The organism is Anaerococcus sp. Marseille-P3625 (assembly GCF_900232825.1).
Classification (GTDB): Bacteria; Bacillota; Clostridia; order Tissierellales; family Peptoniphilaceae; genus Anaerococcus.
The window spans coordinates 514,681-528,120 of record NZ_OCTP01000011.1 but is presented as its reverse complement, the minus strand read 5'-3'; the positions used below and the strand labels follow the sequence as shown (position 1 = coordinate 528,120).

Sequence of the window (13,440 nt, the reverse complement as noted above, 5' to 3'; positions counted from 1 at the left end):
ATGACGGGAATTTTGAAGATAATCTATAAGATAAAAATGTTGATGTGGAAAAGTTGTAGCTACACAAATGATGATTTAAACATAAAAAATGTATCAATCCTTACCCTTTTATCAGTATTTAGGTTGATACACAAAATTATTTACAGACCCTTATAAGCGTTAAGCGTATATTAAGTTATTCTTCTAATTTTTCAGTATCATCTTCTAGTTCTAAGAACTTATCAAAATCACTTTTGTAGAGTCTATCTTGTATTATTCTGTATTTTTCAAACTCACTTTCTGCGTGTTTTTTAGCAAGAGCTGCAGATACTTTTCCTGCATCTTTTAGAATTTCTTTATCCCATAATTGCAAAAATCCATTTAATCTTTTTTCCCAATCTTCCATTGTCATCGGGATATGTCTTTCCGCTTGTAGTTCTGCCATGTCCAAATATGATGAAACAATTCTTTGCATTTGATTTAATTCTTCTTCGTTTAGATAATTTTTTGCAATGACTACATCATACTTATGAATTTTTGAATCTGGAGATCCTTCCCAAGTAGTAAGTCCCATATTTTTAGTTTTGTGATTGGCTCTATCTACAATTAATTCGGCTGCAGTTTTCCCATGAATTGCATAGTGTAATTTATTTTGAATAGCTGCAAAAAATCTTTTTGTTGCTTTTGCAGATGGATCATAGTCTAAAGATGTGGCATAAATATCTGTGATTTTTTGATAGAATCTTCTCTCAGATAATCTAATCTCACGAATTTTTACAAGTAATTTTTCGAAATAATCCTTGGTAAGTTTTGTGCCAGAATTCTTGAGTCTTTCAGCATCCATTGCCCAACCTTTAATTGTAAAATTTTTTACAATTTGGTTTGCCCACTTTCTAAATTGGACTGCACGTTCGTTATTAACTTTAAACCCTACTGAAATAATTGCTTGTAGGTTGTAGTGTTTTGTTTCTCTTGAGACATTTCTAGAACCTTCTTTTTGAACTATTAGGAATTTCCTAATAGTTGCTTCTTCTTGTAATTCACTATCGGCATAGATTTTTTTAAGATGTTCATTTATTGTGGCGACACTAACATCATAAAGAGCTGCCATCATCTTTTGAGTTAGCCAAATATTCTCATCTTCATATCTAATTTCAATAGCTTCCTGGTCATCACCGTTAGCTGCAATAAAAGTCAAGTATTCAGCAGCGGAAGATCTGATTTGAAGTTCTTTTTTTTCTTGATTTTCGTCTTTATTTTTATCCATTTCTTTACTCATAATTTCCTCCACGTATAAATTTCATTCTACCTTTAAACACTGGAATACTAATCAAGAATACAATTACATAATGTATAAAGGAATTTATCATCATACTTTTTGTTATTGGTAATTGATGATAAGTTTGACCTATTATTTTAAAAGCGGCTAGAGTGTTTGTTATAAAATCTAGTGCCAACCATAAGGCAACTGCTGATCCTATAAAAGCAATTATATAGTTTAAAAGTTTACTAATTCTTGGTAGCTTTTGATTTATTAAAACTAGCAATATTCCATAAACTATTACTACTGTAATTGAAAGGGGAATAGCCAATTTGTTATCTAGTTTATCTTTTATGGATATATAAAATCCTAAACCTACAACTATAAAATCAATCAAAAATGCTGAGATTTTTACAGAGTAGGTAGTGATGAGATAGTAGAAAACTATTCCAGAAAGGATTAATAAAAAATATCCTGCAATAAAAATTCCCATAGAGTCTCCTAATAATAATCATCATGTTCAGGGCGATAGTTTTTAAGAAAATCTCCCTGAGGTATATTAACATTAACTGGTTTATTAAACTTGCCCATTTTTGCTAATTCAGAAATTTTTAGATTTAGTAAATTTATATCTACACCTAATTGTCCAGCGATTTCATAATCACAAACTTGATCATTGATATTATCTAGGACATCTTCATCACTAATTAATAAGTGAGCCGCAAAAATATTAGCTTCAGTTTCAAATTTATTTGTTGGGTTTAATACTGTTTGGTCATGAAAAGCTCCACCTCTCATACAATAATCTCTGTGTAGTTGATCGTGACCTAATTCATGTGCTAATATAGTCTTTCTATTAAAATTTGTGTTGCTACTGATAAAAATAAATCTGTTTCTTTGAATATAATGGTACATTCCTAAAAGTATTTCTGTTTTAGGTAGATATACCAAGTTAATATTCAAAGCTTCTATTAATTCGATAGGATCTCGTGTCTTATATTTTTTTATAAGTCGATTAACCTTATCATATATATAGCGATTCATACTCATATAATCACCTAATTTTTTTTCTTACGACCATATTTTTTGTTTTCTCTTTTAGCCTCCCAATAAGCACGAGTAATAGCTTCAAAAGCAGCATCTTTATCTTCATCAGATATTTCTCCACCTGCAAATAAAGAGCTTAGACCTTCTGTTAATGCTCTAGCTTTTTCTAATTCTCTTTTGCCACCCATGTTATAAACTCTATTTAAAAACTCGTCACTTTCTTCTAGAAGATAATTGTAATCACAGTCCATAACTTCAGCTATTTTTTTGTAAACCTCGACATCTCTTGGGTATCTTTCTCCGTCTTCATAATGTACAAGAGTTCTTGTACTTATTCCTATCATTTTTGCAAAATCTGCTTGACTTAACTTTTCTTTTTCACGAAATTCCTTTAATCTATCCGCAAAAGCCATAACTTTAACCTCCTGTACTAATGTGCATTTATAACTTTTAATACGAACAATAGTGCTTGAATTATTTTTCAATTTGAGATATAATACAAACTGAACTTATATTCATATTATAGCACAAACATTCAAGTTTGTAAATAAGTTGTATTGGGGTGATTAGATTGAGAATAAGTAAAACTTTAAATAATATAATGAACATGTATGCAGATAGCAACTTGAAATTTGAAGAGATTAGTTCGGCTGCAAAACTTATTTTAAGTTTATATAGACAAGTTACCTGGGCAGTAGATAGCAGGGCAAATTTTATGATGTTTGATAGTAAAGAAAACTATGGATCAACTTCAGAATCTGCTTACTTGTATCTTTCTACATTTGCTCCAGAAAAAGTTGAAGAAAAGTTTAATAATAGAGTTTCCAATGTAATGGATAGTAAGCTTATGCTTTTAATAATTTATGATGCCTGCGTTAGGTTAAAAGTTTATCCAGAGTATGGAGAAATCTATCATAAGATTATTTATAACTACTACATTTCTGAAAAAAAGATTACTGATGAAGCTTGTATGAGAAGTGTATCTTTAGAGAGAACTGTTTATTATCAAAGAAAGAAGGAAGCAATTGCATTGGTAGGTGTAATAATTTGGGGATATACTTTACCGACTGCTATTAGCCAACTTGAAGACGGTTGTAGCATTGAAGAAATAATGAACATCTAAGAAATTAATTTATGACGAACTTATTGCGTACTATTTCCGAATGAAAAAAGTACCATATACGAATTTTATGTGTACTTAAATGCATATATAATATCCATGATGGGTGATCTGCACCTAAATTTAATATTGGCATTTATTGACTGAAAGAATTTATTTTCTTTCGGTCTTTTTTTATGCCCAGGAGAATATATGCAAAGAATTAGAAGCCCTCCTTGTGTGAATTTCATTTTCAAACAAAAGAAATTCATGTCAACAAGGAGGAAAAATTAATGGACAAAGAATATTATTTATTTGTAGAAGGAAAGAAAGTAGTTGTTAGCAAGGAAGTATATCTTGCCTATCATAGTGAATTGAATAAAGAGAAATATCAAATAAGAAGAGACAGGTTAAATAACTGTTTCTTTTTTTGTTCCTATGATCATGATGGAAACTTCGAAGAAAATTTAGAAGATCTGGAATTTGATGTTGAAAAAATTTTCGAAACAAAGGAAATGATTGAAGAAGTTAGAAAAGCTATTTCTAAACTCAACCCTGTTGAAAGGGATTTGGTAGAAAGTCTTTTTTATAAAGAAGAAACAGTAAGAGAAGTAGCTGCTAAACTGAATATTTCTAATCCAGCCGTTATTAAAAGGCGTAATAAAGTCTTAGAAAAACTAAAGGAAATCTTAGAAGACTTTTAGATGACAGTTACCAAGAGGGTCTAATTTTCACTGTTACTTATGCAGTGGGAATTGGACCTTTTCATTTAACCAAATTTATTTTTGAAAATTGGTTAGCAAGAAAGGCTTCTTTTCACTGTTAAGTATAAGAGGGTAATTTTAAACAATTTTGTTTCATCAAGATAAGTATTTTTTGATGGTCAAATTTTAAAAAGATTAATAGCTCTCGATAAATTTTGAACCTTAACAACTGAATAGACCAAGACAAGACATTAATCATTTTTGGAGCGTGATAACCTATCCGCCAAGATCTTTCTGCTGAATAATTCGGCAAAACAAGTACTGCTAAGCAAAAAGCAAGGGAAGAAGAAAGGGAGCGATAAGTAAGAGTTTGAATATAGGGAGGGATACCCTATTCGCTATGAAGAAAGTGAGGATAATGATACTTCTAAGGTTGAAGCCGGCTCATCCTGAATAGAGGCGGAGGTGAGATTCCTATGTTGCTAATCCAAGGCACTTGTCAATGTCAAAAAACTTTAATTTTATATTGTGAGGTAAAACCTATGAATACAAAAGAAAAGAAGAAATATAAACCTAAAGAGCAAATATCAAAAGAAGATTATTCGAAAAAAATTACTTACACTCAAAGTGATAAAGAGTCCCTCGACTTACTAGATATTGTTGAGCTTTATTTATGTAGAGCTTGTATAAGACTATAAGCTGGGGTGCTGACTTAAAAACTTGGGTGCGGTAAAATATAAGTGGTAGAAGAACTCCTTAATGACTATTTGCCCAAATACAAATTAAGGAGGTTTTGTGATGGAAAAATTTGCTTGTATGTATCTTCGTTTATCGAGAGAGGATGGAGATAGCACAGAAAGTAATTCTATTTCAAATCAAAGACAGATTATCAAATCATATGCAAAGGACAATGATTTTAAAGTTGTTGCTGAATATGTAGATGATGGCTTTTCAGGATCTAATTTTGACAGACCAAAATTTAAGAAGATGATTCAAGATCTTGAAGAGAAGAAGTTCAAAACAATTATTGTGAAGGACTTATCCCGTTTTGGGAGAGATTATATCGAATCAGGAAAATATCTTCAAAAGATATTTCCAGAAAAAGGTATAAGGTTTATATCCGTAAACGATAACTATGACAGTGAGAATGCAGATGTAAGCGATACACACCTAATTCTTCCAATAAGAAACTTTATTAATGATTCTTATTGTAGGGATATTTCTATGAAGGTTAAATCTTCAAAAGAAATTAAAAGAAAGAATGGTGAATTTATTGGTGCATTTGCTCCTTTTGGTTATAAGAAGGATAGCAAAAACAAACATAAGTTAGTCGTTGATACAGAAGTTTCACACATAATTGAAAGAATTTTCAATATGAAGATAGACGGTTACTCATCTAAGGCTATTGCAGATTTTTTAAATAGCATAGGTTGTGTAACACCATCTAAGCATAAAGAAAATTCTGGCGATAATCACACCACTGGTTTTATTGTTAAAGACTCTAAATGGGACTCAAAAATGGTCAATAGGATTATTACAAACAAGGTCTATATAGGAGTGCTTGAACAAGGGAAAACTAGAAAACTAAATTACAAGTCTAAGAGAGAAGTAGAAGTAAATGAAGAAGATTGGATTGTAATAAACGACTCTCATAAGCCTATTATTTCAAAAAGCATTTATGCTTTGGCTAATAAGATGATGCTTCGAGATGTAAAGCAATCGGCAGATATACCACATATTTTATCGGGAATGCTTTATTGCAAAGATTGTGGATCTTCAATGGTTAGAAGAAAGGTTAAGTCCAAGAATGGATATAATATTTTTTATATTTGTTCTCACTACAATAACAAAGGAGATTGCACAAGACATAGCATAAAAGAAGATTATCTACTGGATATGACTCTTTTTGCACTTAAAGATTATTTGAAAAAATATAATGAACTACTAAGTCAAGTTAATAAGTTAGATGTATCAAAAGTTACATTTAATATTGACTTTGAAAGCTTAAACTCAGAAAAAAGAAAGTATGAAAGACTTAGACAATCTTTATATATGGACTTAGAAGACGAACTTATAACTTCTGAAGAGTTTGAAAGGTTCAGAAAAAATTATCTTATTAAAATCAGGGAAATAGAGAAACAAATTGCTACAAAGAAAAATATACTTGCCAACTTGCAAGAAAAGATGAAAAAAAAGGACAGTTTGGTTTCCGAAATTGTTCCCACTGATTTAAGCAGTCTAAATAGACTAACAATTGTATCTTTTATAGATAGAATTGAAATCAGAGAAAACAATGAGATTAATTTTGTCTTTAATAATTTGGAAACAGTTAACTTACTGAAGACCCTTATAAAAGAAGAAAGTGAAAGCAAGTCAGAAGTAAAGAAGAATTTGATTTCAATAAATAAGGTATTTGGAAATGCTCTTGAAAATAAGACTCCAATGCAATTAGCTGGAGGTGTTTTATAATGGCAAGAACTTCCAAAAGATATATTGAAAAGAAAAGCGAAAAGACAGAAAGAAAAGTCTTTAAGGCTGGAATTTATACAAGACTATCTAACGAAAGAACAGAAGAGTGGAGAGAAAAATCATACTCAATAGAAACTCAAATCCTATCTTGTAAAGAATATGCATTAAAAGAAAATATAGATGTTTTAGAAGTTTACACAGATTATGAATATAGTGGGACAAACTTTGAAAGACCATCATTTCAGAATATGATGCAAGATATTAGAGATAGAAGAATCAATTGTATTATTATCAGAGATTTATCAAGACTTGGAAGAGAATATCTCGAAATGGGAAGATTGATTGATAAAGTTTTTCCATTTTTAGGTGTTAGATTTATTTCAGTTAATGATAAATTAGACACAGTCAAAGAAACAGATTCAAAGAAATCTTTTGAGGTTACTCTTAAAAATATTATCAACGATATGTATGCTAAGGATATTTCAGTTAAGATAAAAACCTCAAAACACAATAGAGCAAGAAACGGATACTTTATTGGTTCTGTTCCACCTTATGGTTACAAGATTAAAAAATCTAAAGAAGGTCAAAAACTTGTAATCGATGAAAATGTTAGATTTATTGTGGAAGAGATGTTTGATTTAACTCTTCAAGGCAAAAGCCAATATGAAGTCGCAAAGCATTTTAATGAAAAAGGCTATGCTCCTGGAATGATTTACTATAAAACTGGGAGAGTTTACAGAGAAAATGATGATCCTGAATGGAATAAAGGGACAATTTCTAAAATGCTTACAAACCCAGCTTATACGGGGACTTTAGTACAAGGAGTTAAGCAACAAAATCTTGCAAAAGGCATTAAGCAACATTTTGTAGACGAAAGTCAGTATATAATTTGTGAGAATGCACATGAAGCAATCATTTCTAAGGAAGTTCACGAAAGAATCTTACGAGAAAGACAAGAAAGAAAGAAAAATCATGTTTTCAGTTCGCCAATGCACAATTTTGAAAATAGGGACTATGAGAACAGATTTAAGGGTCTTGTAATCAATAATAATACTGGCAAAGAACTTAATAGAAGAACTCGTATCTATGGTAAGAATAGAGATAGACTTTACTATTCATTTCAGAATGAGAGATTTAGTGGAAGTATAAAACCCGAAAAATCAGTATTCATTATGGAAAGAGATTTAGATCAGGCTATTAGTGATAAGATTTCTGAGTTTATTATGAAGACAACTAGCAAGACAAAATTTGTTAATCGAATTAAAGCTAGATTTAATAAAGCGATAGATACTTTTAAGAAAGACATAGAAAATCTTAAAAGAAAAAATCTAAATGAAGAAAATATCATTCAAAGAGCCTATGAAGAATATAGTCTAGGGAAGATTGATAGAGATGAGTATCTATTAAAAAGAGAGATTGCTCAAAGTCATATGGATACATTTGATAACGAGATTTCAGCAATTGAAGTTAATATATCAAAACTTAAAAAAGAAAGATTAAAATCAACAAAATGGATAAATGATTTATATGCTTCAAAGAATTTGGAAAAGCTACCTGGTGATTTAATCCATAGCTTAATTGAAAAAATAATAGTTTATGATAAACACGAATTTGAAATAGTCTTTAAATTCAATATAGATAATTTGGTAGGAGGAACAGACGATGAGTAAGATTGCTCTTTATATTAGATTATCCGTTGAAGATATGATAAAGACTGATGAGAGTGAAAGTATCATAAATCAAAGAGCATATCTAAACGATTATTTAGATATGAATGAAGAATTTAAAAACTTCACAAGAGAAGAATATGTTGATGACGGATACTCTGGAACAAACGAAAATAGACCAGCATTTCAAAGAATGCTCGAAGATGTAAAGAAAAACAATATACAGACTATAATTGTAAAAGACTTGTCCAGATTTATGAGAGATTATATAACACTTGGAGATTATCTTGAAAACATATTTCCATTCCTAGGAGTAAGATTTATCGCCATAAATGATGGCTATGATAGTAACAAAGAAAAGGGAAATGGAACAGATTTAGATATTCAATTCAAGGGACTATTATATGATTTCTACACAAAAGATATTTCTGAAAAGGTAAAATCATCTATGACTACACTTAAAAAACAAGGAAAGTTTTTAGCTTGGAGTCCACCTTTAGGATATATGAAAGATCCTAATAATAGACACAAAATCATAGTTGATGAAGAAACAGCTTGGATAGTAAAGAAGATTTTTAAACTTGCACTTGATGGTATATCTTCAAGAAATATAGCTAAGATATTAAATGAAGAAAAAATTCCAACACCATCAAAAAGAAAGAGTGAATTAACCAATCTTGATTTTGAATATTCAATAATTAGAACTGCGAAAAAGCCTAGACCAACTTGGACTAATGGAAATGTAATAGATGTATTAGCAAATGAAAATTATACCGGAACTTACACTTTTAATATGCAAGATAAGTCAGTGTTAAATCCAGCTTCTTTTAAATTCAAACCAAAAGAAGAATGGGGAAGAGTTGAGAATAACCATGAAGCTATTATATCTAAAGAAGATTTTGAAAAAGTTCAGAAGATTAAAGAGAAGAATCTATTTATGAAAGGTAAAAATATCGATTATGAATGGAGAAAGAAATCTCCACTACAAGGTTTTGCAAAATGTCCAACTTGTAATCATATTTTAGGATGCATTCAATCTAAACACAAAAGACCTGACGGGAGTCTTAGAGTACACACATATTTTACTTGTAGGATATGTAAGTGTAATAATGTAAAACACAAGAACTCAAGAGCAGGAAGCCTTGAGGAGCAAGTATTTGAAGCAATAAAAGAAAAATATGGTCTAGAAGCTCCAAACAAGGATGAAAAAGTAAAAGTTAAACCTATGGAAAAATCTATTGAAGATCTTGAAACTAAGAAAATGAAAAATTTTGAGAAGTATAAATTAGGCAAGATGAATAGACAAAAATTCATTGACTCTAAAAATTTGATAGATGAAGAGATACAAGCAATAAAAGAAAAAATACTAAAAGCAAAAGAAGAAAAAGAAGTATTAGACAACACTAAACTTACCAGAGAATTGATGGAAAAATATATAGACTCAGTAATCTGCGAAGGAAATGAAGTGTTGAACATAAAATGGAAGTAGCAAAGGGAGTGAGCAATCACTCTCTTTTATATTACATAACAATAACCTCTTTTTTGTCATAAGCTTGACATGAGAGGGCTCAGCCACCACAGCGGATGCAGTAATGCAGCTAAATGCGGAAGATGGTGGAAACCGTAAATATATTATGGTGCAACTTCCTGAAAGAATAGAAGAAAACAAACCTGCTTACAAGGCCGGTTATAGATCTATCGACGAAATAGGCAGGGCAAGAATTGAAAAGGCAGCAGAAAAGATTAAGAAAGAAACTGGCGCAGATATCGACTACGGTTACAAGCTATATTATTTAGAAAAGCCTAGCGAAAAAACTCTTGTGGATTTAGAAAATTTTGAACCTGAAATCAAATTTATAAACGATGATATGATTTCTATTTTTGATAATGACCATTCCAAAGGCAAGGAAAGCATACTTGCTACTTGGCTCAATGAAGATGGATATGGTTTAAGCAAAATTTCAAAGACCTACAAACTCGAAAACTATAAAGCCGACCTCATCGAGAAGACTCTCTATATTATAAACCAAGGTTTGAGTCAAGACGATGTGATGACACTTATTAAGCGCATCGAAAATGAAGAACTGAATATCACAAGACTTGTTATCTATGTTCACTCAGTTTCTTTCAACTTGCTTCACGAGCTTAGAAAGAATCTAAAAGTTCTTAGAAATAATAAAAACGTTACTTTGATTGAGAGGTTTTGATTATGAGTATTGAACTTTCAATTTTACCTCATCAAGAGGATTTTTTAAAAGCTGTTCGCAAGGCTTTTGATGGTGTTGGTGTTTCAAGTAGTAAAGATATCTATCAAAACCCTATTATTGATTTAGATGATAGTAAACTTAGAGAAAATATTAGTGATCTTTGGGATGGGTTTGAGGATTTGGAAAAGATTCCTATTTCTTGGCGCACTAGTGATGACGATGATTATTTAGGCATTGATATTCGCATGGAAACGGGAACTGGAAAGACCTATTGTTATACAAGAATGATGTATGAGTTAAATGAAATGTATGGTTTCAACAAGTTTATTCTTCTAGTTCCTTCTACTCCTATCAAAGAAGGTAGTAAGAGTTTCCTACAGGCTGATTATAGCAGGAGGCATTTTTCAGATCTTTATCCAAACAAGACTTTGGATTTATCGATTTTAGAAGCTCAGAAGAAGACAAAGGGTAGAAAGATGTTTCCACCTGCTATTTCTGAATTTGCCAGAGCGACAAATCTTGAAAAAAATAGATTTTCTGTTTTGCTTATGACTTCTGGTATGCTCTTATCCAATGCGACTATGGCTAAGAATGACTATGACCAGACTATTCTTGGTAACTTCACCCAACCTTATGAAACTTTAAGATCCACTAGACCTATTGTAATTATCGATGAGCCTCATAGATTTAAAAAAGAAAACCAGGCTTACAAGAGAATCCTTAAGGAGATAAAACCTCAATGTATCATTCGTTTCGGTGCAACTTTTCCTAATAAAAATAAGAGCAAGGAAAAAGATTTTAACAATTTAATTTTCAATCTTGGTTCTAGTCAAGCTTTTAATCAAAACTTGGTTAAGGGTGTGGAAACCTTTATTATTGATGCTGAAAAAGAAAATGAAACTAGGCTAAAGCTTATGGATTTTAAGAGAAATCCCAAGATTTGTACCTTTAGGGATGAGAAAAGTAAAAAAAGTCAAGAACTTATTAAGGGAGATAATCTTTCAATATTTGGCGAAGAGTTTTCTGGTATTACGATTGAAGAGATTGGTCCTACTTCTGATGATGCTATAAAAAGTGGAATTACTTTATCCAATGGACAGATTCTCGCTAAAGGTGATATTGTCTACGGTGGAATCTATACCGAAACCTACCAAGAACTGATGTTAAAACAATCTATAAAGAATCACTTTGAAACTGAACAGGAAAATTTCTTGATAGGAAATAAGATTAAGACTTTGAGTTTATATTTTATTGATTCTATCAAATCTTACAGAGATGAAGATGGTGGATATGGGCATTTAAGAATAAAGTTTGAAAATCTTCTTACAGAATATATTAAAGGCAAAATTAAATCTATTGAAAATTCAAAAGATCAAAGGATACAGGATTACAAATCTTATCTTGAAGCTTCTTTAAGGGATATTTCTAAGACTAATGGCGGATATTTTAGTGAGGACAACTCTAGTTCTGAAGAAGATATCAAAAACGAAGTAGATAAAATTTTAAGAGATAAAGAGTTCTTACTAAATTTCCATGATACTGACGGTAACTGGAATACTATGCGTTTTATATTTTCTAAATGGACTCTTAAGGAAGGTCGGGACAATCCAAATGTATTCCAAATTGTAAAGCTTCGTTCTTCTGGTTCAGAAATTAGTAAGCTTCAAGAAGTTGGCAGAGGCTTACGACTTCCTGTTGATGATAAAGGAAGAAGAATTTCTGGTGGGCAGTTTTATTTAAGATACCTTATAGATTATTCTGAAAAAGATTTTGCAAATAAACTTCTAGAAGAAATCCAAGCTGATTTGCCAGAACAAAGTACAAATATCAAGAAATCTCTTGCGAAAATTGCAGAAATTAATAATAAAACTGAAAATGAGATTTTCGCTGATATGCTTATGAAGAGATTCATTGATTTTGAGGGAAATATACAGCCTGATAAAATAGATGATTTATATGCTCAGTATCCTGAAGCAATTGCAAGTCTTAAGCCTAATAAGATAATCGATGGAACTAAAAAGAAAAATTTTGTTAATCTTAGAAAAGATAAGTTTTCTGAGATTAAACAATTGTGGCAGTCCATCAATAAAAAATATTATTTGAAGTTTGACGATATTCCTGAAGAAGAACTAATTGATGCTATTTGGGCAGTTTTAAGAGCTGATATTTATAGCGATACAACAATTGATGTCAAAACAAAAAGAATTGAGTCTATTGACGGCAAAATAGCAGTTAGAGAAAAGGCTACTAATTATTATACTATAGATGATAAAATCCCTTATGGAGAGTTTCTTAAAGAAATTAATCGTAAGACAGGTCTTGCTATAAACACTCTTCATAAAAGTTTGTGTGATTTTTATAAGAAAGAGGGCGAAATTGACCAGCGCCTTTTTTCAAAAAAAGGTGTAACTTTGGCTACAAGAGAATTTAACAAGTACCTTGATGAAAAACTACTAAAAAAATTTTCCTATGAAGCATTGAATGTCGATTCGAAAGAGACAAGTTTGACAGATTACAAGGGTGAAGTTTTGGATAAAGTTTCTCAAGGTGTATTAGGTATCCATAGAGATGATAATGTAGATGTACCAGAGAAGTTTATTTACGACAGTGTTGTATATGATAGCCCTAAGGAAAGAGAAACACTTTTAAAAAGTGATATCGATGAAGTAGTTGTGTTTGGGAAAATTCCGAGAAAGTCAATACAAATACCACTATTTTCGGGTGGCACTACAAGTCCAGATTTTATGTATGTAATTAAAACTGAAAAAGACAATTATGAAATTAATTTCATTGTTGAAACAAAAGATATGAATGACTACAAAGATCTAAGGCGTGATGAAGAGTATAGAATAAAATCGGCTCAGAAATTCTTTGAGACCTTGAAAAAAGAAGGCTTAAATGTAGTATTTAAAAAACAACTTAAAGATGATGATATTGTAGCTATGATTAGGGGACTTTAAATATATTAATAAAATTTTAGAGGCTTTGAGTTTAAATACTCATAGCC

The 13,440-nt window shown here is 30.8% G+C and carries 12 protein-coding genes; 8 read left to right on the top strand and 4 right to left on the bottom strand.

From position 1 onward, the window contains the following. Positions 1 to 175: 175 nt before the first annotated feature. The 4 genes from CS884_RS07870 to CS884_RS07855 are packed head-to-tail and all read right to left on the bottom strand — an operon-like array spanning position 176 to position 2,700. On the bottom strand, positions 176 to 1,258 hold the full coding sequence (locus CS884_RS07870; protein WP_099321331.1) for a virulence RhuM family protein: 1,083 nt from the start codon (positions 1,256 to 1,258) through the stop codon (positions 176 to 178). Then, complete coding sequence (locus CS884_RS07865) at positions 1,251 to 1,733, bottom strand: hypothetical protein (protein WP_099321330.1); 483 nt, start codon at positions 1,731 to 1,733, stop codon at positions 1,251 to 1,253. The genes CS884_RS07870 and CS884_RS07865 overlap by 8 nt, the downstream gene beginning before the upstream one ends. Before the next feature lie 8 nt (positions 1,734 to 1,741). Continuing rightward, complete coding sequence (locus tag CS884_RS07860) at positions 1,742 to 2,290, bottom strand: ImmA/IrrE family metallo-endopeptidase (RefSeq protein ID WP_000062398.1); 549 nt, start codon at positions 2,288 to 2,290, stop codon at positions 1,742 to 1,744. 8 nt (positions 2,291 to 2,298) lie between these two features. Further along, complete coding sequence (locus tag CS884_RS07855) at positions 2,299 to 2,700, bottom strand: helix-turn-helix domain-containing protein (protein WP_000852884.1); 402 nt, start codon at positions 2,698 to 2,700, stop codon at positions 2,299 to 2,301. A 188-nt stretch (positions 2,701 to 2,888) separates the two neighbouring features. Here CS884_RS07855 and CS884_RS07850 point away from each other — a divergent pair, with 188 nt between their 5' ends. From CS884_RS07850 to CS884_RS07815, 8 genes are all read left to right on the top strand, one after another. Next, positions 2,889 to 3,410, top strand: coding sequence for a hypothetical protein (locus tag CS884_RS07850; RefSeq protein WP_029731076.1), 522 nt, complete (start codon positions 2,889 to 2,891; stop codon positions 3,408 to 3,410). Positions 3,411 to 3,679: 269 nt separating this feature from the next. Then, positions 3,680 to 4,090, top strand: a complete 411-nt coding sequence (locus tag CS884_RS07845; RefSeq protein ID WP_000357034.1) for an RNA polymerase sigma factor — start codon at positions 3,680 to 3,682, stop codon at positions 4,088 to 4,090. A gap of 542 nt (positions 4,091 to 4,632) precedes the next feature. Continuing rightward, complete coding sequence (locus tag CS884_RS10640) at positions 4,633 to 4,788, top strand: hypothetical protein (RefSeq protein WP_002837550.1); 156 nt, start codon at positions 4,633 to 4,635, stop codon at positions 4,786 to 4,788. Between the two features lie 100 nt (positions 4,789 to 4,888). Then, complete coding sequence (locus CS884_RS07835; protein ID WP_099321329.1) at positions 4,889 to 6,559, top strand: recombinase family protein; 1,671 nt, start codon at positions 4,889 to 4,891, stop codon at positions 6,557 to 6,559. After that, positions 6,559 to 8,229, top strand: a complete 1,671-nt coding sequence (locus CS884_RS07830; protein WP_099321328.1) for a recombinase family protein — start codon at positions 6,559 to 6,561, stop codon at positions 8,227 to 8,229. The genes CS884_RS07835 and CS884_RS07830 overlap by 1 nt, the downstream gene beginning before the upstream one ends. Continuing rightward, on the top strand, positions 8,222 to 9,715 hold the full coding sequence (locus CS884_RS07825) for a recombinase family protein (protein WP_099321327.1): 1,494 nt from the start codon (positions 8,222 to 8,224) through the stop codon (positions 9,713 to 9,715). The genes CS884_RS07830 and CS884_RS07825 overlap by 8 nt, the downstream gene beginning before the upstream one ends. A gap of 103 nt (positions 9,716 to 9,818) precedes the next feature. Next, on the top strand, positions 9,819 to 10,433 hold the full coding sequence (locus tag CS884_RS07820; RefSeq protein WP_180753313.1) for a hypothetical protein: 615 nt from the start codon (positions 9,819 to 9,821) through the stop codon (positions 10,431 to 10,433). A gap of 2 nt (positions 10,434 to 10,435) precedes the next feature. Continuing rightward, positions 10,436 to 13,393 carry a type III restriction-modification system endonuclease gene (locus CS884_RS07815; protein ID WP_099321326.1) on the top strand — a complete coding sequence of 986 codons (2,958 nt, stop codon included), beginning with the start codon at positions 10,436 to 10,438 and terminating at the stop codon, positions 13,391 to 13,393. Positions 13,394 to 13,440: the final 47 nt, after the last annotated feature.

What these genes read in the sequence shown, in the direction of transcription:
- CS884_RS07870 (WP_099321331.1), bottom strand. Translation starts at nt 1,258, where the DNA reads ATGAGTAAAGAAATGGATAAAAATAAAGACGAAAATCAAGAAAAAAAA.
- CS884_RS07865 (WP_099321330.1), bottom strand. Translation starts at nt 1,733, where the DNA reads ATGGGAATTTTTATTGCAGGATATTTTTTATTAATCCTTTCTGGAATA.
- CS884_RS07860 (WP_000062398.1), bottom strand. Translation starts at nt 2,290, where the DNA reads ATGAGTATGAATCGCTATATATATGATAAGGTTAATCGACTTATAAAA.
- CS884_RS07855 (WP_000852884.1), bottom strand. Translation starts at nt 2,700, where the DNA reads ATGGCTTTTGCGGATAGATTAAAGGAATTTCGTGAAAAAGAAAAGTTA.
- CS884_RS07850 (WP_029731076.1), top strand. Translation starts at nt 2,889, where the DNA reads ATGAACATGTATGCAGATAGCAACTTGAAATTTGAAGAGATTAGTTCG.
- CS884_RS07845 (WP_000357034.1), top strand. Translation starts at nt 3,680, where the DNA reads ATGGACAAAGAATATTATTTATTTGTAGAAGGAAAGAAAGTAGTTGTT.
- CS884_RS10640 (WP_002837550.1), top strand. Translation starts at nt 4,633, where the DNA reads ATGAATACAAAAGAAAAGAAGAAATATAAACCTAAAGAGCAAATATCA.
- CS884_RS07835 (WP_099321329.1), top strand. Translation starts at nt 4,889, where the DNA reads ATGGAAAAATTTGCTTGTATGTATCTTCGTTTATCGAGAGAGGATGGA.
- CS884_RS07830 (WP_099321328.1), top strand. Translation starts at nt 6,559, where the DNA reads ATGGCAAGAACTTCCAAAAGATATATTGAAAAGAAAAGCGAAAAGACA.
- CS884_RS07825 (WP_099321327.1), top strand. Translation starts at nt 8,222, where the DNA reads ATGAGTAAGATTGCTCTTTATATTAGATTATCCGTTGAAGATATGATA.
- CS884_RS07820 (WP_180753313.1), top strand. Translation starts at nt 9,819, where the DNA reads ATGCAGCTAAATGCGGAAGATGGTGGAAACCGTAAATATATTATGGTG.
- CS884_RS07815 (WP_099321326.1), top strand. Translation starts at nt 10,436, where the DNA reads ATGAGTATTGAACTTTCAATTTTACCTCATCAAGAGGATTTTTTAAAA.